The 26,937-nt window shown below is 55.8% G+C and carries 25 protein-coding genes; 12 read left to right on the top strand and 13 right to left on the bottom strand.

The window, feature by feature from the left end:
• Window positions 1-18 precede the first annotated feature (18 nt).
• Window positions 19-1,362 carry an OprD family porin gene (locus AC3RCM_RS00295; protein ID WP_003253422.1) on the bottom strand — a complete coding sequence of 448 codons (1,344 nt, stop codon included), beginning with the start codon at window positions 1,360-1,362 and terminating at the stop codon, window positions 19-21.
• 403 nt (window positions 1,363-1,765) lie between these two features.
• On the opposite strand from AC3RCM_RS00295, the gene AC3RCM_RS00290 reads away from it, so the two are divergent.
• The 5 genes from AC3RCM_RS00290 to AC3RCM_RS00270 all read left to right on the top strand — a co-directional run bounded on the left by AC3RCM_RS00290 (window position 1,766) and on the right by AC3RCM_RS00270 (window position 10,228).
• The gene (locus tag AC3RCM_RS00290) at window positions 1,766-3,037 is read left to right on the top strand and encodes a TolC family protein (RefSeq protein WP_010951456.1); all 1,272 of its coding nucleotides are present in this window, start codon (window positions 1,766-1,768) and stop codon (window positions 3,035-3,037) included.
• 68 nt (window positions 3,038-3,105) lie between these two features.
• Window positions 3,106-4,356 carry an efflux RND transporter periplasmic adaptor subunit gene (locus AC3RCM_RS00285; protein ID WP_012269854.1) on the top strand — a complete coding sequence of 417 codons (1,251 nt, stop codon included), beginning with the start codon at window positions 3,106-3,108 and terminating at the stop codon, window positions 4,354-4,356.
• A gap of 24 nt (window positions 4,357-4,380) precedes the next feature.
• Window positions 4,381-7,542, top strand: a complete 3,162-nt coding sequence (locus AC3RCM_RS00280) for a CusA/CzcA family heavy metal efflux RND transporter (protein WP_010951454.1) — start codon at window positions 4,381-4,383, stop codon at window positions 7,540-7,542.
• A 162-nt stretch (window positions 7,543-7,704) separates the two neighbouring features.
• On the top strand, window positions 7,705-8,028 hold the full coding sequence (locus AC3RCM_RS00275; protein ID WP_003253432.1) for a DUF2790 domain-containing protein: 324 nt from the start codon (window positions 7,705-7,707) through the stop codon (window positions 8,026-8,028).
• Between the two features lie 202 nt (window positions 8,029-8,230).
• A complete protein-coding gene (locus AC3RCM_RS00270; RefSeq protein ID WP_010951452.1) occupies window positions 8,231-10,228 on the top strand; it encodes a heavy metal translocating P-type ATPase in 1,998 nt (665 codons plus the stop codon).
• 92 nt (window positions 10,229-10,320) lie between these two features.
• On the opposite strand, the gene AC3RCM_RS00265 is transcribed toward AC3RCM_RS00270, so the two are convergent.
• The 4 genes from AC3RCM_RS00265 to AC3RCM_RS00250 all read right to left on the bottom strand — a co-directional run bounded on the left by AC3RCM_RS00265 (window position 10,321) and on the right by AC3RCM_RS00250 (window position 14,483).
• On the bottom strand, window positions 10,321-10,545 hold the full coding sequence (locus tag AC3RCM_RS00265) for a hypothetical protein (RefSeq protein WP_010951451.1): 225 nt from the start codon (window positions 10,543-10,545) through the stop codon (window positions 10,321-10,323).
• Window positions 10,546-10,672: 127 nt separating this feature from the next.
• Complete coding sequence (locus AC3RCM_RS00260; RefSeq protein ID WP_011953109.1) at window positions 10,673-11,698, bottom strand: hypothetical protein; 1,026 nt, start codon at window positions 11,696-11,698, stop codon at window positions 10,673-10,675.
• Window positions 11,699-11,996: 298 nt separating this feature from the next.
• Entirely contained in the window at window positions 11,997-13,304 is a 1,308-nt protein-coding gene (locus AC3RCM_RS00255; protein ID WP_009395904.1) for an OprO/OprP family phosphate-selective porin, read from the bottom strand.
• A 210-nt stretch (window positions 13,305-13,514) separates the two neighbouring features.
• Window positions 13,515-14,483, bottom strand: coding sequence for a LysR family transcriptional regulator (locus tag AC3RCM_RS00250; protein WP_011953108.1), 969 nt, complete (start codon window positions 14,481-14,483; stop codon window positions 13,515-13,517).
• Between the two features lie 257 nt (window positions 14,484-14,740).
• Here AC3RCM_RS00250 and AC3RCM_RS00245 point away from each other — a divergent pair, with 257 nt between their 5' ends.
• The 3 genes from AC3RCM_RS00245 to AC3RCM_RS00235 are packed head-to-tail and all read left to right on the top strand — an operon-like array spanning window position 14,741 to window position 17,557.
• On the top strand, window positions 14,741-15,160 hold the full coding sequence (locus AC3RCM_RS00245; RefSeq protein ID WP_010951446.1) for a GtrA family protein: 420 nt from the start codon (window positions 14,741-14,743) through the stop codon (window positions 15,158-15,160).
• Window positions 15,126-16,109, top strand: coding sequence for a glycosyltransferase family 2 protein (locus AC3RCM_RS00240; RefSeq protein ID WP_010951445.1), 984 nt, complete (start codon window positions 15,126-15,128; stop codon window positions 16,107-16,109). Before AC3RCM_RS00245 ends, AC3RCM_RS00240 begins: the two co-directional genes overlap by 35 nt.
• Window positions 16,103-17,557 (top strand): phospholipid carrier-dependent glycosyltransferase, encoded by a 1,455-nt coding sequence (locus AC3RCM_RS00235; RefSeq protein WP_010951444.1) that lies wholly within the window; start codon window positions 16,103-16,105, stop codon window positions 17,555-17,557. Before AC3RCM_RS00240 ends, AC3RCM_RS00235 begins: the two co-directional genes overlap by 7 nt.
• Window positions 17,558-17,639: 82 nt before the next feature.
• Here the strand turns inward: AC3RCM_RS00235 and AC3RCM_RS00230 are convergent, their stop codons facing one another.
• Window positions 17,640-17,861: a hypothetical protein gene (locus tag AC3RCM_RS00230; RefSeq protein WP_010951443.1), complete on the bottom strand. Its 222-nt coding sequence runs from the start codon at window positions 17,859-17,861 to the stop codon at window positions 17,640-17,642.
• A gap of 266 nt (window positions 17,862-18,127) precedes the next feature.
• On the opposite strand from AC3RCM_RS00230, the gene AC3RCM_RS00225 reads away from it, so the two are divergent.
• Window positions 18,128-18,715, top strand: a complete 588-nt coding sequence (locus AC3RCM_RS00225) for a hypothetical protein (RefSeq protein ID WP_010951442.1) — start codon at window positions 18,128-18,130, stop codon at window positions 18,713-18,715.
• Between the two features lie 57 nt (window positions 18,716-18,772).
• Here AC3RCM_RS00225 and AC3RCM_RS00220 read toward each other — a convergent pair whose 3' ends face one another.
• Together AC3RCM_RS00220 and AC3RCM_RS00215 are read right to left on the bottom strand one after the other, a co-directional pair.
• Window positions 18,773-20,191: a heavy metal sensor histidine kinase gene (locus AC3RCM_RS00220; RefSeq protein ID WP_011953107.1), complete on the bottom strand. Its 1,419-nt coding sequence runs from the start codon at window positions 20,189-20,191 to the stop codon at window positions 18,773-18,775.
• The gene (locus tag AC3RCM_RS00215) at window positions 20,188-20,862 is read right to left on the bottom strand and encodes a heavy metal response regulator transcription factor (RefSeq protein WP_003253457.1); all 675 of its coding nucleotides are present in this window, start codon (window positions 20,860-20,862) and stop codon (window positions 20,188-20,190) included. The genes AC3RCM_RS00220 and AC3RCM_RS00215 overlap by 4 nt, the downstream gene beginning before the upstream one ends.
• A 689-nt stretch (window positions 20,863-21,551) precedes the next feature.
• On the opposite strand from AC3RCM_RS00215, the gene AC3RCM_RS00210 reads away from it, so the two are divergent.
• On the top strand, window positions 21,552-21,878 hold the full coding sequence (locus AC3RCM_RS00210; protein WP_011953106.1) for a DUF2790 domain-containing protein: 327 nt from the start codon (window positions 21,552-21,554) through the stop codon (window positions 21,876-21,878).
• A 32-nt stretch (window positions 21,879-21,910) separates the two neighbouring features.
• Here AC3RCM_RS00210 and AC3RCM_RS00205 read toward each other — a convergent pair whose 3' ends face one another.
• The 3 genes from AC3RCM_RS00205 to AC3RCM_RS00195 form a co-directional block, all read right to left on the bottom strand.
• On the bottom strand, window positions 21,911-22,261 hold the full coding sequence (locus AC3RCM_RS00205) for a DUF3147 family protein (protein WP_011953105.1): 351 nt from the start codon (window positions 22,259-22,261) through the stop codon (window positions 21,911-21,913).
• Between the two features lie 157 nt (window positions 22,262-22,418).
• Window positions 22,419-23,324, bottom strand: coding sequence for a cation diffusion facilitator family transporter (locus AC3RCM_RS00200; RefSeq protein ID WP_010951438.1), 906 nt, complete (start codon window positions 23,322-23,324; stop codon window positions 22,419-22,421).
• A 54-nt stretch (window positions 23,325-23,378) separates the two neighbouring features.
• Window positions 23,379-23,717 (bottom strand): zinc ribbon domain-containing protein, encoded by a 339-nt coding sequence (locus AC3RCM_RS00195; RefSeq protein ID WP_071890582.1) that lies wholly within the window; start codon window positions 23,715-23,717, stop codon window positions 23,379-23,381.
• A 490-nt stretch (window positions 23,718-24,207) separates the two neighbouring features.
• On the opposite strand from AC3RCM_RS00195, the gene AC3RCM_RS00190 reads away from it, so the two are divergent.
• Window positions 24,208-25,905 (top strand): phosphoethanolamine transferase, encoded by a 1,698-nt coding sequence (locus AC3RCM_RS00190; RefSeq protein ID WP_003298414.1) that lies wholly within the window; start codon window positions 24,208-24,210, stop codon window positions 25,903-25,905.
• Between the two features lie 122 nt (window positions 25,906-26,027).
• A complete protein-coding gene (locus tag AC3RCM_RS00185) occupies window positions 26,028-26,156 on the top strand; it encodes a hypothetical protein (protein WP_003253468.1) in 129 nt (42 codons plus the stop codon).
• Window positions 26,157-26,299: 143 nt separating this feature from the next.
• Here AC3RCM_RS00185 and AC3RCM_RS00180 read toward each other — a convergent pair whose 3' ends face one another.
• Both AC3RCM_RS00180 and AC3RCM_RS00175 read right to left on the bottom strand, forming a co-directional pair.
• Window positions 26,300-26,506, bottom strand: coding sequence for a hypothetical protein (locus AC3RCM_RS00180; protein WP_011953104.1), 207 nt, complete (start codon window positions 26,504-26,506; stop codon window positions 26,300-26,302).
• A 14-nt stretch (window positions 26,507-26,520) separates the two neighbouring features.
• On the bottom strand, window positions 26,521-26,730 hold the full coding sequence (locus tag AC3RCM_RS00175; protein ID WP_015268418.1) for a hypothetical protein: 210 nt from the start codon (window positions 26,728-26,730) through the stop codon (window positions 26,521-26,523).
• Window positions 26,731-26,937: the final 207 nt, after the last annotated feature.

Genomic DNA, 26,937 nt, shown 5'->3' with positions numbered 1-26,937 from the left:
ACTGGCCCAGTTAGCGAATTACAGAATCGAAAGCGGGTACTCGATGATTACACGAGTTTCATCCAGATCCGATTCGAAAGCAGTGGCACGCGTGGTTGCCTGGCGCAACCGGAAGGACAGATCTTTTGCCGGACCGGTTTGGACAACGTATTTGACTTCGACGTCACGCTCCCAACGCTTCTGATTGTCGAGCGGGTTGCCGTTGTCGTCGGTGCGCATGTAGAACTGGTTAGCGTTCGAGTAATCCGCACCCGAGCCTCTGGCGTAGCGCGTCATGAACGTCAGGCCTGGAATGCCGTAGCTGGTGAAGTTCAGGTCATAGCGCAGCATCCAGGAACGCTCTTTCGGCGAGTTGAAGTCGCTGTACTGGATGGAGTTGTCGACGAAAATCGAGTCCGACTGACGCAGGTAGTCGAAATCGTCGTCGCCGTTGTTGCGCTGATGCGACAGGGCCAGGGTGTGGGCACCGTAACGCACACCGACCTTGGCACTCCAGATGTTGTTGTCGAATTCACCCAGGCGCTTCTTACCTTCATCTACGGCTTTGTAGTAGTTGAAGCCACCGATCAGCGCCAGATCGTCGCTCAGCGGGTAAACCACGCTTGTGCCGGCGTAGTACTGATTCCAGACGTCTTTCAGCTGGCTGGCGTAGACGCTCACAGTCCAGTTGTCGTTGATCGAGTAGTCACCGCCACCGTAACCGATCCATGGCGAGTTGACCGGGCCGCCGTAGAACGTCACGAAGTTGTCGTTCAGGTTGCTTGAGACCGGCTGGCTCATCGCATGCAGACGACCACCCTGGAGGGTAAGGCCCTGGATGCTGGTGTTCTCAACGGTCACACCGCGGAAACTCTCTGGCAGCAGGCGAGAGTCACCCGATGCGACGACCGGGGTCGATGGGAAGACATCACCCACTTTCACGATGGTATCGAACAAGCGGACTTTGGCTGCGCCGCCGACCTTGGTGTATTCGTCGCGAGCTTCACCCTTGTTATCAACGGGCAGCACGTCGAAGGAGCTACGGCCGCCGTTGCGCCCATCACCGGTGTCGAGCTTGAGGCCGATCATGGCAAAGGCATCAACGCCAAAGCCAACGGTACCTTGGGTAAACCCGGAGTTGAATTTGCTGATGATCGCGTGCGCCCAGGCTTCGGAGTAGCCGTTCGTATTGCCCTTGCCACTGTTGTAAGTGGGGGCGGTGCTGTCGCGGTTATCACGGTTGAAGTAGAAGTTACGGTTCAACACTGTAAGGCTGCTGCCTTCAATGAAGCCTTCTGGCTTGTCTTCAGCTTGTGCCGAAATAGCATAGCTTCCAGACAGCGCAGAAACTGCCGCCAAATACAGTGGTACTTTGATTTTCATCCGATGCTCCTTTGATTCACGGCAGTTTTTATTATGTTTACCGGCGCGGGTGTCGTTAATTGTTCTGACCAGGCGGCGCGCCTAGCGTAGCGCGAGCTCATATTTGCAGGCCGAAGATAACGGGGGGGTGATAGGAAAATTACAATTTCGTCATCTACCTGTTGTTCGGGCCTTCGCACCGCGTGTTTGCCATCTCCGTTGCTTGTAACGAAATCATCGTGTCGGGTTTGGTTTCCCAGTATTTTCGGGCATTACAGGACATTCTTACGGAATTGTAATTTTCTAGCCACCCCTCTGATAGCTACCGCTCATTAGAGTGCCATCACCTAATCAAGTGGGGCTTGGCAGCTGTTTCGGCGTTCTCGCCAAGCTTTATCGAAGTTTGTGCACGAGGACCATCAAAGTGCCCCGGTATAACCGCAATGTCTTACCCAAGACCCCCGTCTCGCCCTGGAAGATCGCTGCACTCTGTGCAGTCATCTCTGGGTTGATGGCGCCTGCAGCCCTTGCCCAAAGCATCAGCTTGCCCCAGGCGCTTTCGACGGCCATGGATGCCAACCCAGACCTGGCCGCGGCCAGGCAAGAAATTGGGATCGCTGATGGTGCTCGCAAGCAGGCCGGGCTTATCCCCAACCCCACAATCTCGTATGACGTGGAAGACACCCGTCGTAACACCAGCCAGACGACTGTCTCTCTCAGCCAGACCCTTGAGCTGGGCGGTAAGCGGGGGGCTCGTGTTGACGTCGCCACATACGGGCAGACCGCCGCACAGCTTGAGTTAGACCGTCGCGTTAACGGCCTGCGTGCAGATGTCGTCCAAGCCTTTTACGCCGCGTTGCGGGCCCAGACAGGTCTCGACCTGGCCAAGCAATCTCTCGAACTGACTGAGCGCGGTCTTCGCATCGTCGATGGCCGTGTTCGCGCAGGTAAGTCGTCCCCAGTGGAGGCGACCCGCGCTCAAGTGCAACTGGCCGAAGCCCAGCTGCAAGTTCGACGTGCAGAAACGGAAAAAGCGACCGCTTACCAACAGCTCGCTCAAATTACCGGGAGCTCAGTCACCGTGTTTGATCGACTCGAATCGCCAACCCTCTCCCCGGGCTTGCCACCTCGCACTGAAGATCTGCTGGCTAAGCTCGACCAAACAGCAGAAATGCGTCAGGCCGTGGTGCAGATAGACAAGAGCGATGCCTCGCTCGGCTCAGAGAAAGCTCAGCGTATCCCGAACCTTACTGTCAGTGTAGGTAGCCAGTACGACCGCTCTGTGCGCGAGCGGGTCAACACTGTGGGCCTGTCTATGCCTTTGCCGCTGTTCGATCGTAACCAGGGCAACATTCTTTCCGCTTCTCGTCGTGCAGATCAGGCCCGGGACCAGCGCAATGCTGTTGAGCTGCGCCTGCGCACCGAAACCCAAACCGCGTTGAACCAATGGTCCACCGCCATGCAGGAGGTCGAGTCCTACGACAAGACCATTCTGCCTTCAGCCCAACAAGCCGTAGAGACCGCAACCCGCGGCTTCGAGATGGGCAAATTCGGTTTCATCGAAGTGCTGGATGCCCAGCGCACCTTGATCGTCGCTCGTGGCCAATACCTCGAATCGTTGGCAGCGGCGACCAATGCGCGTGCGCAGGTGGAAAGGGTTTATGGCGAAGTCGGCTCAACCGCCGGCACTCGCTGAACGGGCCAAACATTTTCTTCGGCACACAGCCTTGAACAAGCCGGTGCCTACGATCAGCAGGAGTAGCAATGGATAACAAACGCAAGATCGCCCTCGCGGTAGCCGCTGTGGCAGCCCTCGGATTTGGCAGCCTTGCCTGGAACAACAGTTCCGGACAGCAGGCCGCCAGTACTGCCGAGCATGGCGCTAACGATGGCCATGGCGACGAAAAGAAAGCCGCATCTGCCGCCAAAGAGGAAGGTGATGAGGGCCATGGTGAAGAAGGCCACAGCGAAGAGGGCGGTGAAGAAGAGGGCAAGCTGACGCTCAGCGCTGAACAGATCAAGGCCGCTGGTGTTGCCCTGGAAGCTGCAGCGCCTCGTGACCTCGGTACCGTCGTGAGCTTCCCTGGCGAAATTCGTTTCGACGAAGATCGTACTGCCCACGTGGTTCCTCGTGTTCCTGGCGTTGTTGAGGCTGTCCAGGCCAACCTGGGCGAGACGGTCAAGAAAGGGCAAGTCCTCGCGGTAATCGCCAGCCAGCAGATCTCTGACCTGCGCAGCGAACAACAGGCCGCACAGCGTCGCGTCGAACTGGCGCGTGTGACCTTCGAACGTGAGAAGCAACTGTGGCAGGACAAGATCTCTGCAGAGCAAGACTACCTCCAAGCACGCCAAGCGCTGCAAGAAGCGGAGATCTCCTTGGCCAACGCCAAGCAGAAGGTCGGCGCAATCGGTGCCTCGGTTAACTCCGTTGGCGGTAATCGTTACGAGCTCCGCGCTCCCTTCGACGCCGTGGTAGTGGAGAAACACCTGACCGTCGGCGAAGTCGTCAGCGAGGCGACCAACGCCTTCATCCTTTCCGACCTGAATCAGGTCTGGGCGACCTTCGCAGTTCCGCCGACAGATCTGGGCAAGGTCACGACTGGCCGTGCAGTGAAAGTCTCTTCGCCTGACATGAACGTCGAGGTCGAAGGGAAGGTGGGTTATGTCGGCAGCCTGCTGGGCGAGCAAAACCGTGCAGCTACTGTCCGCGTCACCTTGACCAACCCCAACGGCGCCTGGCGTCCAGGCCTGTTCGTAAACATTGCGGTCACCTTCCAGACCGATCGAGTTGCCGTAGCGGTCCCTGAGCACGCTGTGCAGACCGTTGAAGACAAACCTTCGGTATTCGTACGCACCCCAGATGGCTTTGACACCCGCCCGGTAAAACTGGGTCGCCGCGACAATGGGTACGTGGAAATCATCGACGGTATTGAAGCCGGCGCCCAGGTAGCAACCAGTGGCAGCTTCACACTCAAGTCCGAGCTCGGCAAAGCTTCTGCCGAACACGGTCACTGATGCGAACTGACAGGATGATTTCTCATGTTTGAACGTATCATCAGATTCGCCATCGAGCAGCGCATCGTAGTAATGATCGCCGTTCTGATCATGGCGGGTATCGGTATCTACAGCTATCAAAAGCTGCCCATCGATGCGGTACCCGATATCACCAACGTCCAGGTGCAGATCAACACTGCAGCGCCTGGTTACTCGCCCTTGGAAACCGAACAACGGATCACGTTTCCAGTTGAAACGGCCATGGCCGGTCTCCCGGGCCTTCAGCAGACCCGTTCCCTGTCTCGCTCTGGCCTGTCTCAGGTCACCGTGATCTTCAAGGATGGCACTGACATCTTCTTTGCCCGCCAGTTGATCAACGAGCGGCTGCAGGTTGCGAAGGAACAGCTGCCAGAAGGTGTAGAGGCCGTCATGGGTCCGGTATCTACCGGCCTCGGCGAGATCTTCCTGTGGACTGTTGAAGCCGAAGATGGCGCGGTCAAAGAGGACGGTACGCCGTACACCCCGACCGACCTGCGCGTGATCCAGGACTGGATCATCAAGCCTCAGCTGCGTAACGTCCCGGGTGTGGCCGAGATCAATACCATCGGCGGTTATGCCAAGCAGTTCCTGGTTGCGCCGGATCCAAAGCGCCTGGCTACCTACAAGCTGACACTCAATGACCTGGTCGCAGCGTTGGAAAGTAACAACGCCAACGTCGGTGCCGGCTACATCGAGCGTAATGGTGAACAGTTGCTCATCCGTGCACCGGGTCAGGTAGGCAATATCGAAGACATCGCCAACATCGTGATCACCAGTGTGGATGGTGCACCGATTCGCATCAGCAGCGTTGCTGACGTCAGCATCGGTAAAGAGCTCCGTACAGGTGCTGCTACTGAGAACGGCCGCGAAGTCGTGCTCGGTACCGTGTTCATGCTGATTGGTGAAAACAGCCGCACCGTATCTCAAGCTGTCGCCGCCAAATTGGCGGACATCAACCGCACCCTGCCAAAGGGCGTGGTGGCTGTGACTGTTTACGACCGTACCAACCTGGTTGAAAAAGCCATCGCGACGGTGAAGAAGAACCTGGTGGAAGGCGCGATCCTGGTTATCGCCATTCTGTTCCTGTTCCTCGGCAACATCCGTGCGGCTCTGATCACCGCGATGGTGATTCCGCTGTCCATGCTGTTCACCTTCACAGGCATGTTCAACAACAAGGTCAGTGCCAACTTAATGAGTTTGGGGGCACTCGACTTCGGCATCATCGTCGACGGTGCCGTGGTTATTGTAGAAAACGCGATCCGTCGACTGGCTCATGCGCAACATAAGCATGGCCGCATGCTCACCAAAACCGAACGCTTCCACGAGGTCTTTGCCGCGGCGCGAGAAGCTCGCCGGCCGCTGATCTTCGGTCAGCTGATCATCATGGTGGTGTACCTGCCGATCTTCGCCCTCACCGGCGTCGAAGGCAAAATGTTCCACCCGATGGCCTTCACCGTTGTGATGGCGCTGCTGGGTGCAATGGTCCTGTCCGTTACCTTTGTTCCTGCAGCTATTGCCATGTTCGTCACTGGCAAGGTGAAGGAAGAGGAAGGCGTGGTCATGCGCACAGCTCGACTGCGCTATGAACCGGTTCTGCAATGGGTGCTGGGACATCGGAACATCGCTTTCTCGGCCGCAGTAGCCTTGGTCGTGCTCAGTGGTTTGCTGGCAAGTCGTATGGGTAGCGAGTTCATCCCAAGCCTCAGTGAGGGTGACTTTGCGATGCAGGCCATGCGTGTGCCTGGAACGAGCCTCACTCAATCTGTCGAGATGCAGCAGCGTCTGGAGAAAGCGGTGATTGCGCAGGTGCCTGAAGTTGAGCGGATGTTCGCACGCTCGGGTACCGCAGAAATTGCATCTGACCCGATGCCGCCGAACGCCTCTGACGCCTACATCATGCTCAAGCCTCAGGATCAGTGGCCTAACCCGAAGAAGCCTCGTGATGAGCTGATTGCTGAAGTGCAGAAGGCCGCAGCGGGTGTTCCAGGAAGCAACTACGAGTTGTCGCAGCCAATCCAACTGCGTTTCAACGAGCTGATTTCGGGCGTGCGTAGTGACGTCGCTGTGAAAGTCTTCGGCGATGACATGGACGTGCTCAACAACACCGCCAACAAGATCGCGGCAGCGCTCAAAGCGGTCCCGGGCTCATCGGAAGTGAAAGTTGAGCAGACATCCGGCCTGCCGGTGCTGACCATCAACATTGACCGCGAAAAAGCAGCACGCTACGGCCTGAACATCGCGGATGTTCAGAACTCGATCGCTATCGCCGTGGGTGGCCGTCAGGCCGGCACGCTGTATGAGGGCGACCGTCGGTTCGACATGGTAGTACGCCTACCAGAGACCGTTCGCACCGACGTAGCGGGTATGTCCAGCTTGCTGATCCCGGTACCTGCCAATGCGGCACAGGGTGCCAATCAGATCGGCTTCATCCCGCTGTCCCAGGTCGCCAATCTGGACCTGCAACTGGGCCCGAACCAAATCAGCCGCGAGAACGGCAAACGTCTGGTTATCGTCAGCGCCAACGTTCGAGGCCGCGATCTGGGGTCCTTCGTTGAGGAGGCGACCGCATCGCTGGACAAGAAGGTGCAAATCCCTGCGGGCTACTGGACGACTTGGGGGGGCCAGTTCGAGCAGCTGCAGTCGGCTGCCAAACGCCTGCAGATCGTTGTTCCAGTCGCCTTGCTGCTGGTCATGACCTTGTTGTTCCTGATGTTCAACAACCTGAAGGACGGCATGCTGGTCTTCACCGGTATTCCATTCGCACTCACCGGTGGTGTTGTGGCGTTGTGGCTGCGGGACATCCCACTGTCGATCTCGGCAGGTGTCGGCTTCATTGCACTGTCCGGCGTTGCAGTACTGAACGGCCTGGTGATGATTGCCTTCATCCGCGGGCTAAGGGAGGAGGGACGAACGCTCAGACAGGCAGTCGATGAAGGTGCATTGACCCGTCTGCGACCTGTTCTGATGACAGCCTTGGTAGCGTCCCTGGGCTTCATCCCGATGGCTTTGGCCACCGGCACCGGTGCCGAAGTTCAGCGGCCATTGGCGACGGTGGTGATTGGCGGGATCCTGTCCTCCACCGCACTGACCTTGCTGGTACTGCCTGCCCTGTATCACTGGGCACACCGCAAGGATGAAGACGGCGACGAGGCCGAAGTGGTTAGCTAACAGCCTCCGCTAAAGAGAAGCCCACAACACGTGTTGTGGGCTTTTTTGTTTAAAGTGAAGTAGATGCACTTACCTTTCAAAATTGTAAGTTTCTCGTCATGCCGGTGATGCCTATGCATTGCTAAGGTTACGCCCGAGAAGTTTTGAAATTGAGAGGGTTTTATGAAAAAGCTAATTATCGCTGCTGCACTTGTTGTTTTCTCGGTGGCTTCGCAGGCCAACACTTTCTCCGAGAGCAAGCAGCTTCAATACACCAAGGAACACCAGACCGCAGTGGCCAAGTACGCGGAGAAAAATGGCAAGCCAATGCCAGAGATTCAGGATTACAAATATGGCATGAAGATAGACGTTGCGAAATTCGTACGTCAGTCGCAGGACCCCCGTACCTGCCAGGTCTATCCACGGTTGATGACCTTCGAGGACTCCCAGGGCACGCTCAAGACTGTTCGTTACTCGATGTATTCGCAATGCATCAACAACAAGTAGTAAACGATTTGAACAGAACAATTAGAGAATTCATAAATGCCAGGCAGTGCCTGGCATTTTTTATTACGCCCGATACCCCATAGCTTCGAAATGTTAACGCCTGGGCTCGGGCAAACCGTGCAATAGATCTTAGCCAACCAACAGAGACGGCTCCCCAACTGCAGAGGGCAATTGGAAGCCTTGACCCCAGAAGGGACGAGTTATGAAGAGTTTGCTTGAACGCCCTGATGACCAAGCCGGGCATGAAGGTCATAGCCATGAGCATGGCGGCATTTTTGGAATGAACACAGAGCTGATTTTCGCGCTGATCTGTGGTGCTCTCCTGGGTGCCGGAGCTCTCGCAGGAAAACTTGGCCTGATTGATCGTCTGCCTCTGATTCTGTACGTGTCGGCCTACGTGTTCGGTGGATGGTTCACCACTAAGGAAGCGGTTACCAACATCCGTCAGAAACGCTTCGAGATCGACTCGCTGATGCTTCTCGCCGCAGTCGGTGCCGCGAGCATCGGCGCCTGGGCGGAGGGGGCTCTGCTGCTGTTCCTGTTCAGTCTGGGGCATTCCCTTGAAAGCTACGCGATGGGGCGGGCCAAGAAAGCGATTGAGGCACTGTCCAAGCTCGCACCAGCCACCGCGATCGTACGCAGAGCAAATGGCACGGTGGAGATGCCCGTGGAGCTGCTGGTTCCCGGTGACGTTGTCATCGTGCGCCCCAATGACCGCCTGCCGGCCGATGGTTTTGTAGTCGTAGGCTCCTCAAGTATCAACCAGGCGCCAGTAACCGGTGAGAGCGTCCCCGTGGACAAGCAACCTGTTCCTGATGCCGAACTCGCACGCAGCAAGCCAGATGCAGTGGATGCAGCCTCGAAAGTCTTCGCCGGTACCATCAATGGCGAAACGCTCATCGAGGTTGAGGTAACCCGGCGCTCTACGGAGAGTACCTTGGCGCGGGTCATCAAGATGGTCAGTGAAGCCGAAGTCAGGAAGTCACCGACCCAGCGATTCACGGACCGCTTCCAACGCATATTCGTCCCGTTGGTTTTACTGCTGGTAGTCGGGCTGCTATTTGCCGGCATTTTCCTTGACGAGCCGTTCCGTGACTCGTTCTACCGGGCGATGGCCGTACTGGTTGCAGCCAGCCCCTGCGCGCTCGCGATCGCTACACCAAGCGCCATTCTCTCTGGCATCGCCAGGGCAGCCCGAGGTGGCGTGCTGATCAAGGGCGGTGCGCCACTTGAAGAGCTTGGATCATTGAATGCCATGGCATTCGACAAGACCGGTACCCTGACCGAAGGGCGCCCACGTATCACCGATGTAATACCCATAGGCGGCACGCAGATCGAGGATCTGCTAAACGTCGCCATCGCTGTGGAGTCGATGAGCGACCATCCGCTGGCTGCGGCAATTGTGCGTGACGGTGAAGAGATGATTGGCACACGGCGCCGATTCCAAGCCAAGAACATGAGCAACATGATTGGCCGCGGCGTGCGTGCTGAGCTTGATGGGCAGTTCGTCTGGATTGGCAAGGTCGAGATGTTCGGTACCAATGGTATTCCCGCACTCAGCAAGGCAGCCCTGGAGGCTGCGGAGCGTCTACGTCAGTCAGGCCGTACCACCATGGTGGTACGGCGTGCTGACAAGGATCTGGGCGCTATCGGGCTATTGGACACACCCCGGGAGGGGGCCAAAGAGGCACTCCAGAAGCTTAGAGAGATGGGCATCGAACGCATGGTCATGATTTCTGGAGACCACAACCGCGTTGCAGAGGCTGTAGCCAAACAAGTTGGCTTAGATGAAGCGTGGGGAGACCTGATGCCGGAAGACAAGGTCAAGGCCATCAAAAACCTGCGCCTTAGCGCCAAGGTGGCCATGGTGGGTGACGGCGTCAATGATGCCCCTGCCATGGCCAGTTCGAGCGTTGGTATCGCAATGGGGGCTGCTGGATCTGATGTTGCCCTGGAAACGGCTGATATCGCGCTTATGGCTGACGACATCAGGCAACTCCCATTTGCGGTGGGGCTGAGCCGTCACACGCGATCGATCATCCACCAGAATCTGTTCGTCAGCTTGGGGATTGTGGCCATCCTGGTTCCGTCCACCATCATGGGCTTGAGCATTGGTGCCGCTGTTGCGATCCATGAGGGCTCCACACTGTTGGTCGTCTTCAACGCCTTGCGCCTGTTGGCCTACCGCAGAAGCACCTGATCCCTGAGCTTCAATCATGAAGCTAAGCAGGGAAATGACCTGAAGTAGAAGTACGGGTCGTGCGCGATCAGCGCACGACCCGTACTTTTCTCTCACTCGTCGATCCCGATGCGCTTGAGGCTTTCAAGGGCCTTTCCGCACTCAGGTGAGCCATGCCGTAAGCCGCAGGCCAATGCAGCTTTGAGGCTCATGACACCGGCTACGAAACCGACTTGATTGCCGACTCCGTGTCCGTCCGCAAATCCCTGATCATACGCAATCTCGACAAGCGCATTGATCGCCGCCAGGGTGTCCTGTTTGTTTTTACTCTTTTGCATATCTACTCCGCGAGCATTCAGCTCATATCGCTCGGTTAGGTGGCGGCGCCTTCAGGTTTGGGGTGAGCGAATCCCGCTCCCATAGCCAATCCCTAACGGGGGGCTCAGCCCGCCACCGTAAGGAAAATCAGCTATTGAGAGCAGATGACTCGTTTTGGTCACCCGTGCTGCTCGCCTCACCGCATTGGCACTGAGTGGGTACATCCGGGTAGTCGCTGTGATTCTCAATGAACAGCGTTCGGCAGGTTTCGCACCCATAGATCCGGGGCAGGGATTTAAGGCCGCTCGGAAGCACGTCACTCAGAGGCTCGTTATGCCAAGGAGCCCCGTCAAGGATTCTTGAACGCAGGATGTTTCCCAGGCGCCAGGTGTCACTTTGTGCGCGCCAGGACCACATCGGCGCAGAAAGCGAATACTGGATGAAGGTCTCTTGTGACTGCCTGGATAGCGGGTACTTGGGGCGGGTCCAGCCGGAATCGATGATGCTGAACCCCATGCCCATTTCTGCGCTCGGGTGGGTCTTTTCACCAAAGAAACGGTCATGCGTCGCTGGAGCCGTCGCATGATGGTCAGTCGGTGGGAATACCCACAGATAACACTCATCCCGGTTGACCATGCTGATGAGCTCGCTTGGCCCCCGCATGGGGGAATTTGCAGCCAGGGCGAAGCGATCCTTCCACGACATTTTGGGAGGCGGCGCAATACCAGCAGCGATGGCCAACGTGGCAGTCTTGGGGACGAAGCGATCGCCTAGCTCGTTCAGATCCAGGTTCTTGCAGAGAGCCTTGAAGGCCTTTTTGCGAGTCTTCGAGCTGAAGGAGGGGTCAAGGAGCAGGCGAACCTGGTTCACGCCGATTCCCGCAGTTCGTAGCACCTCAATGACTTCTTCAGCCACACCGACTGCTTGAAGATCGGTCAATCCTAAGCACGTTTTCGCCCGCTCGACCGCCGCGTAGAGGTTGTACTGCCGTGTCTCGTTGTCACGACAGACCTGAATTGGCAGCTTGTCTTGGATGGCAACTTGCGGTGCAACGGAGCCGATGGCCGCGTGGAACAGCTGGTGGAGGTGCAGATGAGAGTACGGGCGGCCAGAAGCCGAGAACGAGGCGTGCAGCTGAGCAGCGAGAGGTTGAAGCAGCTTTTTTGCAGACATGACTATCCCCTAATGAGCGACGTTGGGGTAGCTGCGCTTGTAGGGCCGTTAGACGCGAAGCTGGACGTCGAATCAGGTTCAATCATGAATAGGAGTCAGGTTTGATTTGCTTGCACGGCCACCATGCAAAGCCCGACGCGGCAATCACATCAGATTCGCCGAGCTTTGGCAAGAGCGGTCATCGGTAAGCGAAAGCAGGTAGGAGGAGGGCGCTCCATGCTTGATCACCTCCAGAAACAGGAAAGCCGGAAGCACGTTGAGCGCTTCCGGCTTTCTCACGTCAGACTGATGAGAGGGATCAGAAGACGTATTGCAGGCGGGTCACGATGGCATTGCCGCTGTCGTCGCCCACGGTGTTCTCGTTGTTGTCGGTGCGCACGTTGATGTAGTTGGCACTGACTTTCACCGCCTCGTTGACGTACCAGTTCACACCCACCGTGTGGCTCTTGGCCTTGCGCTCGTTCGATTGGTCCGCCGCGGTGACCAGGTTGCCGTCTTCGACCTTGATATCGTCAAAGCGGTAGAAGACTTCCCAGGCCCCCAGTTCCTTGTTCTCTGGTTTGATAGTGTCGAACTTGGCACCATCGAGCTTGTAGATACGCGGCTCGCCGGTCAGGGTGTAAGCCATCTGGGCGTAGTAACCGGAGGCCTTCATGTCGTTGTTGGCCTGGTCAGCTTTCAGCTTGCGGCGAAGGTATTCCGCTTGAACCGAGAACGGGCCGGTGGCCCAGGCACCTTCGAGACCCCAGACCGAGTCGTCCTTCCACAGGCCATCTTGTGCAGCAGCACCGCCAAACAGCATGCGGTTGCCGTTGGTGCCGGCATCGCCGCCGCCATTGGTATCTACACCGCGGACGCCCAGACGCGAACGAATCCGGGTATCGACCGCACTGTTTTTGAGGTCGCGGTAAGCGTACTGAGCACCGACGTGCAGGACGTTGCCATCACTGTGCAGCGGTGCGAACACGCCACGTACGTTGTAGCGCTTGGTGCTGTCGCCATCCGAGTTGTTATTGGTTTCGCTGAAAACGCTACCGGAAACATAAGCCATGTCAGCGATGGTGCTGGTGGCTTGAACACCCATGCCGGCGTTGTCGTTGATCCAGTCCGCCAGGTCGTACGAGAGGTTCCGCTCCATGGCGGTGGTCCACTTCGAACTGGTGGCTTTCTCAAGACCGAAGTCGGTGTAGAAACGGCCAAAGCGCAGTTGCACCGGCTTGAAACCCGTGTAGGTCAGGCTGGCTTCGTCGAAGTAGCCGTCGGAGTCGTTGCCCGTGTTGCGGGAAAGGTCGTAGTTGAGCTGATACTTCCAGTCGCGGTACAGCACGCCACCGAGCTCAAGGTAGGCGCGACGGAAGTAGCCTGCGTCAGCGGTATCGCCATTCTTGGTGAAGACACCATCGAAACGGCCGTAGTCGGCCTGAACTCGGCCGCCCAGTTTGAAACTGAATTCCTTGTCAGAAGTCGATACTTCAAGACCGCCCTTGGTCTTCAGAACGATGTCAGCTCCGTCAGTGGTTACTGTTCCGGAGAATGCTTGCGAGGAAAATGTGCCTATTATTGCGGCAGCCAACAGCTTTTCCCGCATGTTCGAAGAACGGATCATTGCTTGCCTCTCGTATGTTAAGTGCTTAGCTACCGACGTTATATTTCGCCCTGCGCCGGCCTAAATTTATCTTGCAGATGGGAGCAGGCCACGGTTGTCACCCGCTGTAACAAGATGCCTTTGTTCTAAGCACTCTGACTAGGTTGCAAGCGAATATGACAGTTGTGTTTCTGTAGTGTTAACGGAGGAGTTTGAAACCTAACAAAACTGTTACCGAACAAGCCAGTCCTTCTTATCAAAAAAGCTCTTCTTGATCAATCTTCGAATTTCCAAAACCTGCGGATTGCGGACAAGCTTCGTTTTGATAACAAGATAGACATCTTTCTCCTCCAGGTCGTCCAGGAAACCCGGCACGGGTAGGATATTTCTCTCCAGTTTTCGGCTGTAGTCGGGCAGCACTCCAATACACGCACCGCCAACGACAAGGCCTCGTGATAGGTTGTAGCTCTTGACCCGAGTGGTACCGCCCTGATGCTCAGCCATTATCGATGCCCACTTTCGTGAGCCCGCCAAGATCTCTTCATCCCAAGGGACAACGAGCATGAAGTTGTGCAAATCCAAGCTCTCCACTGGAAGGGTGACGCTTCTTGAATAGCGGCTGGAAATGAACAGGGCGTGCCCAATCCGGCCAAGCCTTTCAAACCTATACGTAGGATGGCGATCAAGCGCGCCTTTATCATCTGGGCTCACCAAAGCGATACCCACATCGACTTCACACTCAGAAAGCATCTGCGTTGTGCATTCTGAATGGATTTCCAGCTGCATTTCGGCATGATCACGCACGTAGGCGACTAGATCGCGGTTTACGATGTCGTTCAGCACTGGCTCTGTGATCGCGATGGTAAGCCTGGGGACTTCCTTTTCACCGGACTTGCCAAGGCCGTCTGGGCCGAAGAGCTGGCACAGGTAATGGCTGACCCTCTCGCCTGTGCGGGTCAGGGCAAGCTTGTTGTGTTTGTAGACAAACACGGGAGCACCAATGTGCTCTTCCAGTTTCTCCAAGCGTTTCCGCAGGCCTACCACTGGCACATTGAGCCCTCGGGCAGCCTGTTTGAAACTGGCACAACGTGCTGTTGCGAAAAACTCTACGGCCAGCTGATCATCAATTGGCAAATCATCCAATATGTCAGGGCTGTAAGGAACAACGCTGCTTGTATATGTTTCATTTTGTGTAACCATTAGGTCCCCCTTAATTCGGGGAATCTATCTCAATGCCACCCGGTGTTTCCTTATCTTGTCAACATTGTAATCCACGGGTCATGCATGCGTTATCGGAAGGCTTTTATTTCGAAAGCGTAATTTTCAGGCAATCCCTCTGATATTGTAGCGTGCTAGCCTAGTGCGCCGACTTGTTACTTACCATATATAGATTCGGCTAATTACGCATTTACATTTAGTTCACTATTTTTTCACCTCTGCCTCCATAGGCTTTGGGCATGGAAAATCAAACCCCACCTCTTACTACCTTACTGATTCGTTATCTGGGGATCGGCTTCATAGCAACGGGAGTCCATTATGCGGTGTTCCTATTGCTGGTTACGACAGAATTCGTTACTCCGTTACTGGCCAGTATCTGTGGCGGCATGGTTGGCGCAATCGCGAGCTTCATTGGAAATAGGGCGCTCTGTTTTGTGGCAGATGGCTCTCGTAAGTTTCAGCCTGTCAGGTTTGCACTGGTCGCGTTAACCACAAACTTCGGCAATGGCGTGGGTATGTGGTTCCTCATCAAGTCGAATCTGTCACCGCTCATCTCCCAAGTCGTAGTGACCTTAAGCCTCACTGCACTTGGATTCATTGCACATCGTTTTTGGACATTCAATCATGCAGACATTACATCGCTTTCCCGAGCGCCCTGATCCCTTGTTAACCATCGTGGTCCCTTGCTTCCAGGAAGAGGAAACCATCCCCGAGTTCCACCAGCGAATCACCCGCGTGGTGAAGCGCTTACCCGTCTCCTGCGAAATCCTCTATGTCGACGACGGCAGTAATGACCGGACGGCCGACATTCTTCGCCACTATCAGGATGGGTCATCTGTACGTTGCCTGTCCCTGAGTCGCAACTTCGGCAAAGAGGCTGCACTGAGCGCCGGGATAGACCATGCCCGTGGCAGTGCGCTGATCTTCATTGATGTCGACCTGCAGGATCCACCAGAGCTCATCGCGGCCATGGTGGACTACTGGCAACGCGGCTACGACGTGGTGAACATGCAGCGCAACCTGAGAATCGGTGATTCGTGGTTCAAGCGCATGAGTGCCCGGGCTTACTACTGGGTCATGCAGCGCCTGGTGGAGAAGGTGGACATGCCGGCCGATGTCAGCGATTTCCGATTGATTGGGCCTGCGCCGCTGGCAGCCCTGCGGGCCCTGGATGAACGCTCCAGGATTCTCAAAGGCATGATCGGCTGGGTAGGCTTTCGTACCATCGAACTCCCCTACAATCGCACTGTTCGCCATGCCGGGAGCACCAAATGGAATGCAGCTGGCCTGTTCAATCTGGCCATCGAGAGCATCGTCAGCTTCTCTCGCAAACCACTGCGCATTTTCAGCCTCATCAGTTTCGGTCTTTTCGTCTCCAGCATCTGCTACATGCTTGCGTCGCTTGTGGCAGGCAGTTTCGACATCCATCACCTGATCGTCGGAATGGCTTCATTCATGTGCGTCGGTGTCGCCATGGTGGGGGAGTACCTGGGCGTGACACTCGCGGAAGTGAAGCGCCGGCCTCTCTATTTCCTGAAGCACAGCAACAAGGCAGATCCCGTGTCACTCCACCCTTCGATGGCTTCGATCGAGGGTAAGAAATGCTGAACCTGAAGAACGAGAGGACGCTGTGGTGGGTCCTGGGTTCGATTTTGCTATTGCGTTTGGTGGGGCTGGGCATCTACCCGCTGATGGACACATCTGAGGCCCGTTACGCTGAAATGGCTCGCAAGATGGTCGAGTTGAATGACTGGATCACGCCCATGTTCGACTACGGGGTACCGTTCTGGGGCAAGCCTCCGTTGTCCTTCTGGACCCAGGCCGCGAGCATGACGGTCTTCGGCGTTAACGAGTTCGCTGCGCGCTTCCCAGCGTGGCTACTCCACCTGGCAAGCTGTTTCATCATCATCAAACTCGGCACGCAGCAGATTTCTCGTAACGCCGGCATCTGGGCTGCCATTATTTTTTCCAGCACCACACTTGGCCTGGTCTCCAGCGGTGTTGTGCTGACTGACCCTGTTTTGTCGTTCTCGATTCTGCTGGCCAGCTACGGTTTCTGGCGTTGGATGAAGTGCGCCAGCAAGGCGGATGCCTACCTGATGTTCGCAGGTCTCGGGCTGGGCTTGCTTGCCAAAGGGCCGCTGACCCTGGTGCTTATGGGGGCGCCGGCATTCGCCTGGTTCGTTATCTACAAGGAATGGGGACGGGTACTGAGGCTTCCCTGGATTAGCGGCCTTGTACTCATGTTCGGTATATCCGTGCCATGGTATGTCGCGGCCGAGATGAAAACGCCCGGCTTCATGGAGTACTTCTTCGTTGGTGAGCACTGGAGCCGCTACGTCGTCAGTAACTGGGCAGGGGACCTCTATGGTAGTGCTCATGCCAAGCCGTACGGCAGCATCTGGATCCAGCTCGGATTGTCGCTACTGCCATGGGCCTTGTTTCTACCACTGTTGATCCGCAAGCGTGGATCGATGCAGCGCTTCAAAGCCTACCTCTGGCTGTGGGCCTTGGCGACACCGGTCTTCTTCACATTTGCAGGCAACATTCTGTGGACCTACCTGCTACCCGCGCTGCCAGCGTGGGCATTGCTGCTGTCTGCACGGGTCAGCGAAGTTGGCCCGAAGACCACCTGGGCTGCCGCTGCGAGCGCATTGGTGTTGCCAATCATCGGTGCGGGCATCATCTACGCCGGGGTACTAGAGGAGCGCCCTCAGAATCAGCGGGATGTGGTTCAAGCCTGGCTCAATGTGCAGTCTGCTCATTCCGCTCCCCTGATCTATCCTGGCCGCCGCTCATACTCGTCGGAGTTTTACAGCAGCGGGAAGTCCGAGAACATCAAGGATCCTGCCAAGTGGCCGCGGGATGGCTCGTTCTATCTGTCCAGGCGCTTGCGAGACAGCAAGGATGGTCTGCCCGCTGATCTAGCTTGCACATCGATCACCGAAGCGAACGCCAGCCAGCTCCTGCTGTGCCATTGGAAACGCCCCGCACAAGGTGCCGAGGGTCTGGCCGGAGAAAGCAATGCGGAAACGCCTCGCAAGAACGAAGGCTAAATTCCAAGCACAAAAAAGCCAGGTTTTACCCTGGCTTTTTTGTCGATTTCTTTCGTCATTTGAAGTCCTATTTAACCGCCGATTAATTGTCGGCTTGTTCCTTACCATCCTTGCTTTCTTTCTTTTGCTCTTGAGCGACTTGTTGTTTGTTCTGGTCCGAAGAGTCATCGCTCCATAGGCGAGCCTGTTCGGTTCGGAAGTTCTCGTTGAACTGTTTCGTTCGCTCGAAGCCGCCTTCAGCGTAAGCGGTACCCATGAGACCCAGCAGCAGGCTGCCAATAGCGATAGATTTGACAAATTTCATTGTGAACCTCGGTTCATACTAGGCCAACCTGATTAGCGGCCTTTGTTGGTTTGTAGTTTAGGAACGCGAAGCTAACGACAAGGTGAGTCAATAATTACAATTCCGTAATTTTGGCTGCAGATAGGATGCGTTAAATCTTCAAATCTGGAAGGATCATGTCTATCTCGGCACTGTCGAGGGCGACTTCGAATTTTCTCTTAAATTACAATTTTGATATCTAGCGCGTTAATTCAGCGCGGCGTTGTTGGCCGCCCTAGGAGATAGCCATGAATGACATAGAGCCCTGGGCAGTTGCTATCGGTGACTTTCGCCGCTGCACTGAAAAACTCACTGTCCAGCTCGATGAGCTGACCTCGCAGACGCGCACCTCCAGCGCTGTTCTGGAGAGGTCGAACGAACTGGTGGAGCAGGTGGACGCTGTCGGCCGGCAGATTCAGGAGGAGGTGCGAAAGGCGGAGAAGGCTTGGTCGAACGCGGAGGAGGTTGCCTTGCGCGCCGCTGCATCAGCGTATTCAGCTGCATGCCGCGGAGTCGACACCGCCATCCAGCCACTGATCTCGGAGCTTACAGCAGCGACAAAGGCGGCGGACGCCTCTATCCAGGAGCTCAAGCGGGCACCGGTGCTGGCCAAGCGTTATGTGATGGTGGTCGCCACGGCGTTCTTCATTCTGGCGCTGATCTGTGTCTACTCGACCATGCGCCTGATCGATGCCGCCGGCAGCGTAAGTGCTCAAGAGAAAGTGAATGCTCAGTACTTCTCACACCTGTGGAAAAACGCCAATCCTGACGAACAGAAGATTATTAAGTCGGTGATTCTGCGGTCGCCCATGGACCCTGTGGTCCTTCGGCACTGATGCATTGAGGCAAACAAAAGGCCCGTCGATTGACGGGCCTAATCGTGTCTGCGCAATTTAAGCGGCGGTCATTGCCGGCTGCATTTGCTGGGCTTCCGGAAAGTGAAGGTGGAACCAGGTGAAGTTTTCTTCGGTCACCTCCACGCTCGCCGATCCCTGGTGCAGACTCATGATCGACTGCACAATGGCCAAGCCAAGACCGGTACCGCCTTCGCTCCGTGCTCGGCTCTTGTCCACACGGTAGAACCGCTCAAACAAGTGCGCGTGGTGTTCCTTGGCAATACCACGGCCGGGGTTGCCGACACTCAACGTCGTACCGCTCGCACTATGCTGCACCTTAACGTAGACCGTGCGGCCGCGAGGGCAGTAACGGATCGCGTTCGAGACCAGATTCGAGACGGCACGTTGAACCATCAGGCGATTCCCGCGCACCACGTCATCACTGCCGGAGATCTGCAGCTGAATCTCGCCTTCTTCTGCTGAAATGCTGAAGAGCTCGCACACTCGCTGAACCTCGTCGACCAAGGAGACGGATTCGAACTCCACCATTGATGCTGGATGACTGACCTGGGCCAAGAACAGCATGTCGGAAACCATGCGGCTCATGCGGTCCAGCTCTTCTGTGCACGACTCCAGAACCTCCCGGTACTCGGAAAGCGATCGTTCTCTGGTCAAGGCAACCTGGGCCTTGCCCATCAGGTTGGAAAGCGGTGCTCGAAGTTCGTGAGCAAGGTCGTCAGAAAACTGCGAGAGCTGCTGAACCCCATCATCCAGGCGAGCCAGCATGATGTTGATGCCGTCGGCGAGCATTTTGAGTTCTGCCGGCATCCCATCAGTTGGAAGGCGATGGTCGAGGCTCTCGGTTGAGATTTTCGAGGCGATCTTGAGGAACTTGGTCAGTGGTAGCAGGCCTCTGCGCACAGTCCACCAGCCAATGGCCAAGATCAGTGCGAGGATGACGGGGGACATCATCAAGGCCCAGGTCAGCAACGCATCGAGCAGCGCCTCACTGGATGACTGGTCCATGGTCATATAGACGCTGACCTCTGTTCCATCGCCCAAACGCATGATTCGAGAAGCACTCAGCAGAGGACGGTCCTGCGTATCACGCCATTCGTGCTCTTTGGGCTGGGCCGCCGGCTGAAACTTGTGCACCTCCAGATTGACCTGTTTCGAGCCAATCGAGAGCAGGGGAGTCTGATTCTGTGAGGTATCGAATATGCTCACATACAGGTTGTTGTGGCCCATGACCAAATCGACAAGCTGATGCGCATCCGCGTTGACGCCGGAGATGTCCGGGATGGTGGACAGGTTGTGAGCCATCCCCGCCATCTTTACTTCCAGGTCTGCTCTGGCATTTCTTTCCAGAGCCTTGCCTACCATCAGATAGCCAAAGGTGGCGAACAGAAGCAGCAACGCTGCGCTCATCAACCCAACTTTTAACCCCAGCTTTGCAGCCAGGCTGAATGGCCTCATGCGCGTTCCTCAAAAACGTACCCAACGCCACGAAGCGTGTGAATGAGCTTGGTTTCAAACGGGTCATCGATCTTCGAGCGCAAGCGCCGGATGGCTACATCGATGACATTGGTGTCGCAATCGAAATTCATATCCCAGACCAACGAGATGATCTGAGAGCGAGTCAGCGCTTCGCCCGTTCGGCTCATGAGCAGGTGCAGAAGCGCAAATTCCTTGGTGGTGAGATCGATGCGTGTGCCACCGCGGAAGACGCGATGGCGGACGGAGTCGAGTTCCAGATCGGCAATTTTCAGCGAGCTCTTCTCGACTAACTCATCACCACGGCGTTGCAGCGAACGGATGCGAGCAAGCAGCTCAGGGAATTCGAATGGCTTCACAAGGTAGTCATCCGCGCCGCCGTCCAAGCCCTTGAGCTTGTCATTGATGCGTCCGCGGGCGGTCAGCATGATGATGCGGACCCGGCTGGTCTTACGGATGGTTTCCAGCAGGTCCCAGCCGTCGATACCCGGGAGGTTCACGTCCAGGAGGACCAACGAATAGACATTAGTGTTGAACAAGTGCAGAGCATCTACACCGTTGTGCACGATATCTACGACATACCCGCTTTCGGATAGGCCCTGCTGAAGATATTCGGCAGTTTTAATTTCGTCTTCCACAACTAGAACGCGCATAACTTATCTCAAGGTGTGAGGAAGGAGTTGGCCTAATCCGCCAAGATTATGGTTGCAGGCTGTTCGAAAGTTTGGCTGAGGGTATGGCATGTGGTAGTCGCTACCTCTGTCCATACGCCGGGTCACCTGAGGACGCTTGAATCTTAACGCGAAGAAGCTGGCCGCGGCGAAATCCTACAAATTTGTAATGTAGCCGCAAGATTTCTGACAGTCATGCAGGCTCCACCCCTAAGCATAGCGGATTCTGGGGCCTGCGGCGGTGTATGACAGATTCGCCTGGCAGGTGGAATCGGCCAGGACAGGCAGCATTTCGGTCGTTAGCTTGCAAGGACTGGTACTGGCCTTGGATCGAGGGCGCCACGCAGGCAGACCCCATGCACGGCCGCAAACCGCAGCGCCTTTCTGCAAATTAGTTCACGTGGCGGCTCGATATTCTCTCGAATAATTATCTTACAATCTATTACATGTCCAAATTGTAATTGCCCGATCATCTTGGTGTTAGCCTCCTTTGCTAGTTTAAGGGCAGCGGAAGAGGCATCGCTGCTTTGGAAATTGTCTCATTTCAAAGCAGCTTGGCAAGAGCACCGAGCAGTTGTTCGCGCCAGTGCATTCACCTGTAAACCATACGCTCCTTTGGTAGGTGAATTTTAGCGCCCCCCTACGGGCGCTTTTTTATTAAGGGACTTCTTATGAACACTACTGTATCAGCGATCGCCGTGTTTTTGCTCTTTACATCACTAACAGCCAATGCCCAAAGCGGTATGGAGATCAATAAACGCATCGAGCGTACTGCTAGAGAGGCTACAGCGGATTATGCTCAACGCGTAAAAAAGCCCATGCCTCAACTAGAAGACTACGCCTATGGCATGGACCTGGACGTTGGTAAGTTGGTGTATGTATCACCCAGTGTGCGGTACTGCGGTAATGTAAGAAGCATGATGACCTACGAAGACTCGAAAGGCGAACTGCACATGGTTCGCTACCTGGTGAAGGGCGAGTGTGTTAATAGCCGTTAAGACTCATCAAGATGATCCCTGCGGCCACCGGATCATAGAAGCTCAATGCCGAACCGGCGCAGCAGTATGGCGAAGCCTCCGAAGCTGGCCATTGTGATGAGGATGCTGCTGATCAGTGTCGGCCAAAAGCCGAGCTTAGGTAGCAGCAATGGAAAAGCAATAAACATCGGTAGGGTCGGAAGCACGTACCAGAACGTGTACCAAGCATGGTTGGAGATCTTCTCCATGCTCTGGTTCTCTAAATAGAGCCAGACCAACGTCACGACCGTGACCAAGGGTAGGGCGGCGACCAAGCCGCCCAGCTTGTCGCTGCGTTTCGCCAGCTCTGACACGAGAATCACTATACCGGCAGTGAGTAGGTACTTCGTGATGATCCAGGCCATCGCTGAGCCTTCTGGAGGTTGTTGACGAGGGCAGGCGAAGCCATTCACCAACCCCCTTGAAGCGCTCCTGCCGTTTACGGCATCCCTCACCGCATTTTTTTTGCAACATCACCCTCAGCCAGGAGGGTGATGTGTTTGCATGGTGTTTACCGATCGGTCAGTGCGAGGGTGAGGGAACGCTCTCGTGGAAAGCTGCCCGCTCGATCTGGATGGTGCAGTGATGGATTTCGAATGCATCGCTGACAGCATCCACGACGGCCGCCAACACAGCATCCCCATCTGCAGAATCCCGAACCACTACGTGCGACGTCATCACGTTACTGCCACTGCTGACAGCCCACACGTGCAAGTCATGAACGTCCGTCACGCCATCTACTCCGAGGATGGTGGCCTCGATTGCCGTAACGTCGAGCCCCCTCGGGACACCCTCCATGAGGATCCCCAGGCTTTCGCGAAGCAACTGCCACGTCCGCGGCAGAACCCAAAGGCCGATCGCCACAGCGACAATCGTGTCGACCCAGGTCCAGCCGGTGAAGCGGATGATAAGTGCCGCGATGATTACGCCAAGCGAGCCGAGCATGTCGCTCCAAACTTCGAGGTAGGCTCCTTTGACGTTGAGGCTTTCGTTGCTCGCAGATGCCAGAAGGCGCATCGAAATTAGGTTGATGATCAGGCCGGCGATTGCGATCCACATCATCGCTCCGGTAGCGATCTCCGCCGGCATGAAGAAGCGCTGGTAGGCCTCATACAAGATGTACATCGCCACCAGGAAGAGCAGCACGGCGTTGAACGTCGAAGCCAGAATTTCCAGGCGCGCATAGCCGAAGGTTCTTTTCTGATCCGCCGGCCGCTTGGCTATCTGAAGTGCAATCAGTGAGATCGCCAAGGCGGCAGTATCTGTGAACATGTGAGATGCGTCCGACAGCAGCGCCAGGCTGCCGGTAATCCACGCACCGATCACTTCTGCAATCATGAAGCTGCCAGTCAAGCCGAGCGCCATGATTAGCTTCTTCTGATGCCCCTCGCGTACTGCAGCGCTGCCATGGTCATGATTTGAACCCACGTATTTCTCCTTGCGCAGGGTTGTGGTCTCGTTGGCCTTCCTGTCTACCTAGCCTTAGAGCGTCGCTTGGCCACAGTGACTGCAAAATCTTGCTCCTGCACTCAGCAGCGAGCCGCAGGCGGTGCAACCACTCGATAGCGGTGTTCCGCAGTTTAGACAAAAGCGTGCTGACGGATCGTTGGCCGTCCGGCACTGCCTGCAGCCCTGCAGATCTTTGATGGGGGCAGGAGTGGGAGGGCGCCCGCCGTCATACACCTGATTACCGCCGTCGCAGCCCTGCTGCCGGCCATGGCGATCATATTGCTCGGCCCCATGTCCCCCGCTGTGGTGCTTGCCTCCACCGTGGTTTCCACGGCCATGGTGCCCGCCCAGGATGTTTTTGAAAAAGCTCATGGTATTCGCCCCTCATTGATGGGTGACATATTAACGAGCAAAAGTTGAAAATAATATTCTGCTCGCGAGAAAGACTTGTAAGTTGAATTGAAAGTTCAAAATTAGCCTACGACAAAACGAAACCGTTTTGTTTGTGAAATTAAATTTATCTAGCTGAGCGGAGCATTGCTTTTGGTGGGTAGTATCCCCCTAATTTTGATCATAGCGTGATCAATGACAATCAAAACAGCAGTAATTGGATTTCTGTCAGCATTGTAATCCCGAGGTCATCGTGTCGTTATCAGGTCCCGGAAATAATGCGCTCAGCGAGATTCATTTCTCTTTTTATCCCTATGCCTCACACATACTAAGCGTCCCCAACGCCTAGGGGCCTAAGGCCTCTGACGCTCCGCACATTGCGCAATCGCTCAGCATCTGTCGACGGTTTGCCTTGTAGCTCCCGCTAACTCCATAGCTACCGCCATGGATAAGCAGCTTCCAGAGTTTGATAATGACACCTTCCAAATCCATTGTTCACACCCTGTTAAGCAAATGGATCTTTGCTATTCGCAATGCGCGGCAGAAAGGCATCAGTACTAATTTGCTAATCGGCCTGGTGACTTTTTGGTTACTGCTATTCGCGAACGCTGAGCTCTGGAACGTGCTCTGGAAGCTGGTATTCAAAACCGATGAAGTGAACTGGCAGCTAGCGGCTAGCCTCCCAGTCATAGTATTCGCATGGGTGTTTACCGTTCTGAGCTTGCTGTCATGGGGGCGGCTGGCCAAACCCATACTGTGCCTGGTACTGATCAGCGCGTCTTTTGCGAGTTACTTCATGAATGCCTACGGCATCGTGATCGATTACACAATGTTCACCAACGTTGTGGAGACCGACGTCGCTGAGGCAACCGAGCTGCTGAATTGGAAGCTCGGTCTTTGGGTCGCAATGGTTGGGGTGTTGCCCGTCTACCTGATTGCCCGGGTTCCCCTCCGGCGCAAGCCTTGGGCCAAAGCTTTGGTCAGCAGGTTCATTGCTCTGTCGCTCGCTCTGTTGACCTTATCTGGCATCGCGTTGAGTCAGTACCAGTCGTATGCCTCCTTGCTGCGCAACAATCGGGAGATCCGGCTGATTCTGGTACCTACCAACTTGTTTGCGGCTGGCCATGGGTACCTGAAGCGTCAGCTGGCCTCACCTAAAACGCTGACGGCCATTGGTACTGATGCGGTAGTTAATCGACAGGGTGCGGCTCGTAAACCCAGGCTGCTGGTACTGGCAGTAGGAGAGACCGCTCGCTCCGCCAACTTCTCCCTCAACGGCTACTCCCGTGAAACGAATCCGGAACTAGAAAAGCGAAATGTCATTAGCTTCACGAACGTGAGCTCCTGCGGTACCGCTACCGCGGTCTCGCTGCCATGCATGTTCCTGGACGTGGGTAAGGCCCAGTACAAAGATGGCTTGGCCAAGAGCCGAGAAGGGCTGCTCGACGTGCTTCAACGCGCTGGCATCAGTGTCATGTGGACTGACAACAACTCGGGGTGCAAAGGGGTCTGCGACAGGGTTCCCAACCACAAGGCTGCCTCTCACGCGGATTCCCAACTGTGCACCAGCGAGGAGTGTAAGGACGGGGTGCTGCTCACGGAGATGCAAGACTTCATCAAGCGCCAGGAAGGCGATGCTGTCCTGGTGCTCCACTACAAAGGCAGTCACGGCCCGGCCTACTACAAGCGCTACCCCTCGCAATTCAAGAAATTCGCACCGGTGTGCGAGACCAACGAGCTCGACAAATGTAAGCAGGAGGAGGTGGTCAATGCCTACGACAACTCAATCCTCTACACCGATTATGTGACTGCAAATCTCATCGATATCCTGGCGGCCAACACCAAGTTCGACACTGCGCTGATGTACGTTTCGGACCACGGCGAATCGCTGGGGGAGGGTGGGCTCTATCTACACGGGCTGCCTTACGCGATGGCTCCTGACGAGCAAACAAAGGTGCCGTTGGTACTTTGGATGTCTGACTCGCTCGCGAAGAGCGAAAAGGTCAACGTGGGTTGTTTGAAAGCTCAAACCACGTCACCGCTGAGCCACGACAACCTGTTCCACACCGTGCTCGGCATGATGAACGTCCAGACGTCTTCGTATCGCTCAGCGCTGGATTTCACTGCCCCTTGTAAGCCCTTTGTCGGAGGCTCTTATTCTGGCCTCTGAATGTTCGATGTGGACCGGATCATCGGCCAGGCGGTTCTGCACCAGCCTGCTTTGACAGCTGAGAGAAGCTGGACTAATTACATAGCTGCATTCAACAACCCAAGCGGAAAAGGAAGTTTTGCATGAGCATCAAGCCAGGCCCAAAGCGCACCAATGAAGATGGCACTCCGGACAAAAGGCAGCGAGTCACCCCTGAAAAGCAGAAGGACCATCCGGACCTGAAACCCCACAAGCACAAAAAGGGGGAGTAAGAAAAAAGCAGCTCTCGGGAGCTGCTTTTTTTTTGGGGCTGTGTGCAAACCCTCCCGACCGTCTCGCTGATCAATCGGACCGCGTCGTGAGTCTTCCGCTTGGCTTGATGGATTCTGAAGCTACCTCCGGATCGGTTATCCCTTCAGTGCGGACGACGAGACTGATATCCCAGAGCGTTGAGCTGATACTCGCTGACAGCCCGAAATTGTGATTCTGCGATTTGACGCAGGCGCTCAACCTCTTCGGCAGATGAGCCAGAAGCCTGCGCCTCGTGGTATTGCTTCATCGCATCCACTGCGTCGGTATACATGGGGTGGTCGGGGAGAAGAGCTGGTATCTTTTTCGTCATGTAGCGGCAGGTCCTCACTGGATAGTCGACGGTGGTTTACCTGCTTTGAGGAGCTGAAAATCAATGACCGCCTGATAGAGCGAATCTGCCAATAGGTGAAGACGCTGTACCTCAAGGTCTGGCAATCCAGCAGCCTCCGCTTCGTGGGCCTGTCGGATAGCTTCAAGCGCTTGCCTCATCAGTGGCTCACCAGCCTCGACCATTCCAATGAATGTGCGCTTCACAACATTTTGCTCCACTCAGCTGAAGATGAATTATAGGACACCGCGGCGTGGCAAGGCCCCGAGCAGCACAGGTGTTCGACGTCCGGCTGAACGAACCAATGAGGAGCGCGCTGGCCTGGGGAGTGGCCAGGGCGCGTGTCATAGCTACGTTGTAAACCACTTTTTTCACTGTAAACCACTGTGGTTTACAGTGAAAAAAAGTGGTTT

This window comes from Pseudomonas sp. GW823-FHT05G12 (assembly GCF_058795575.1).
Note: the sequence above shows the minus strand (reverse complement) of the source record. Positions and strands in the feature narration are given on the sequence as shown.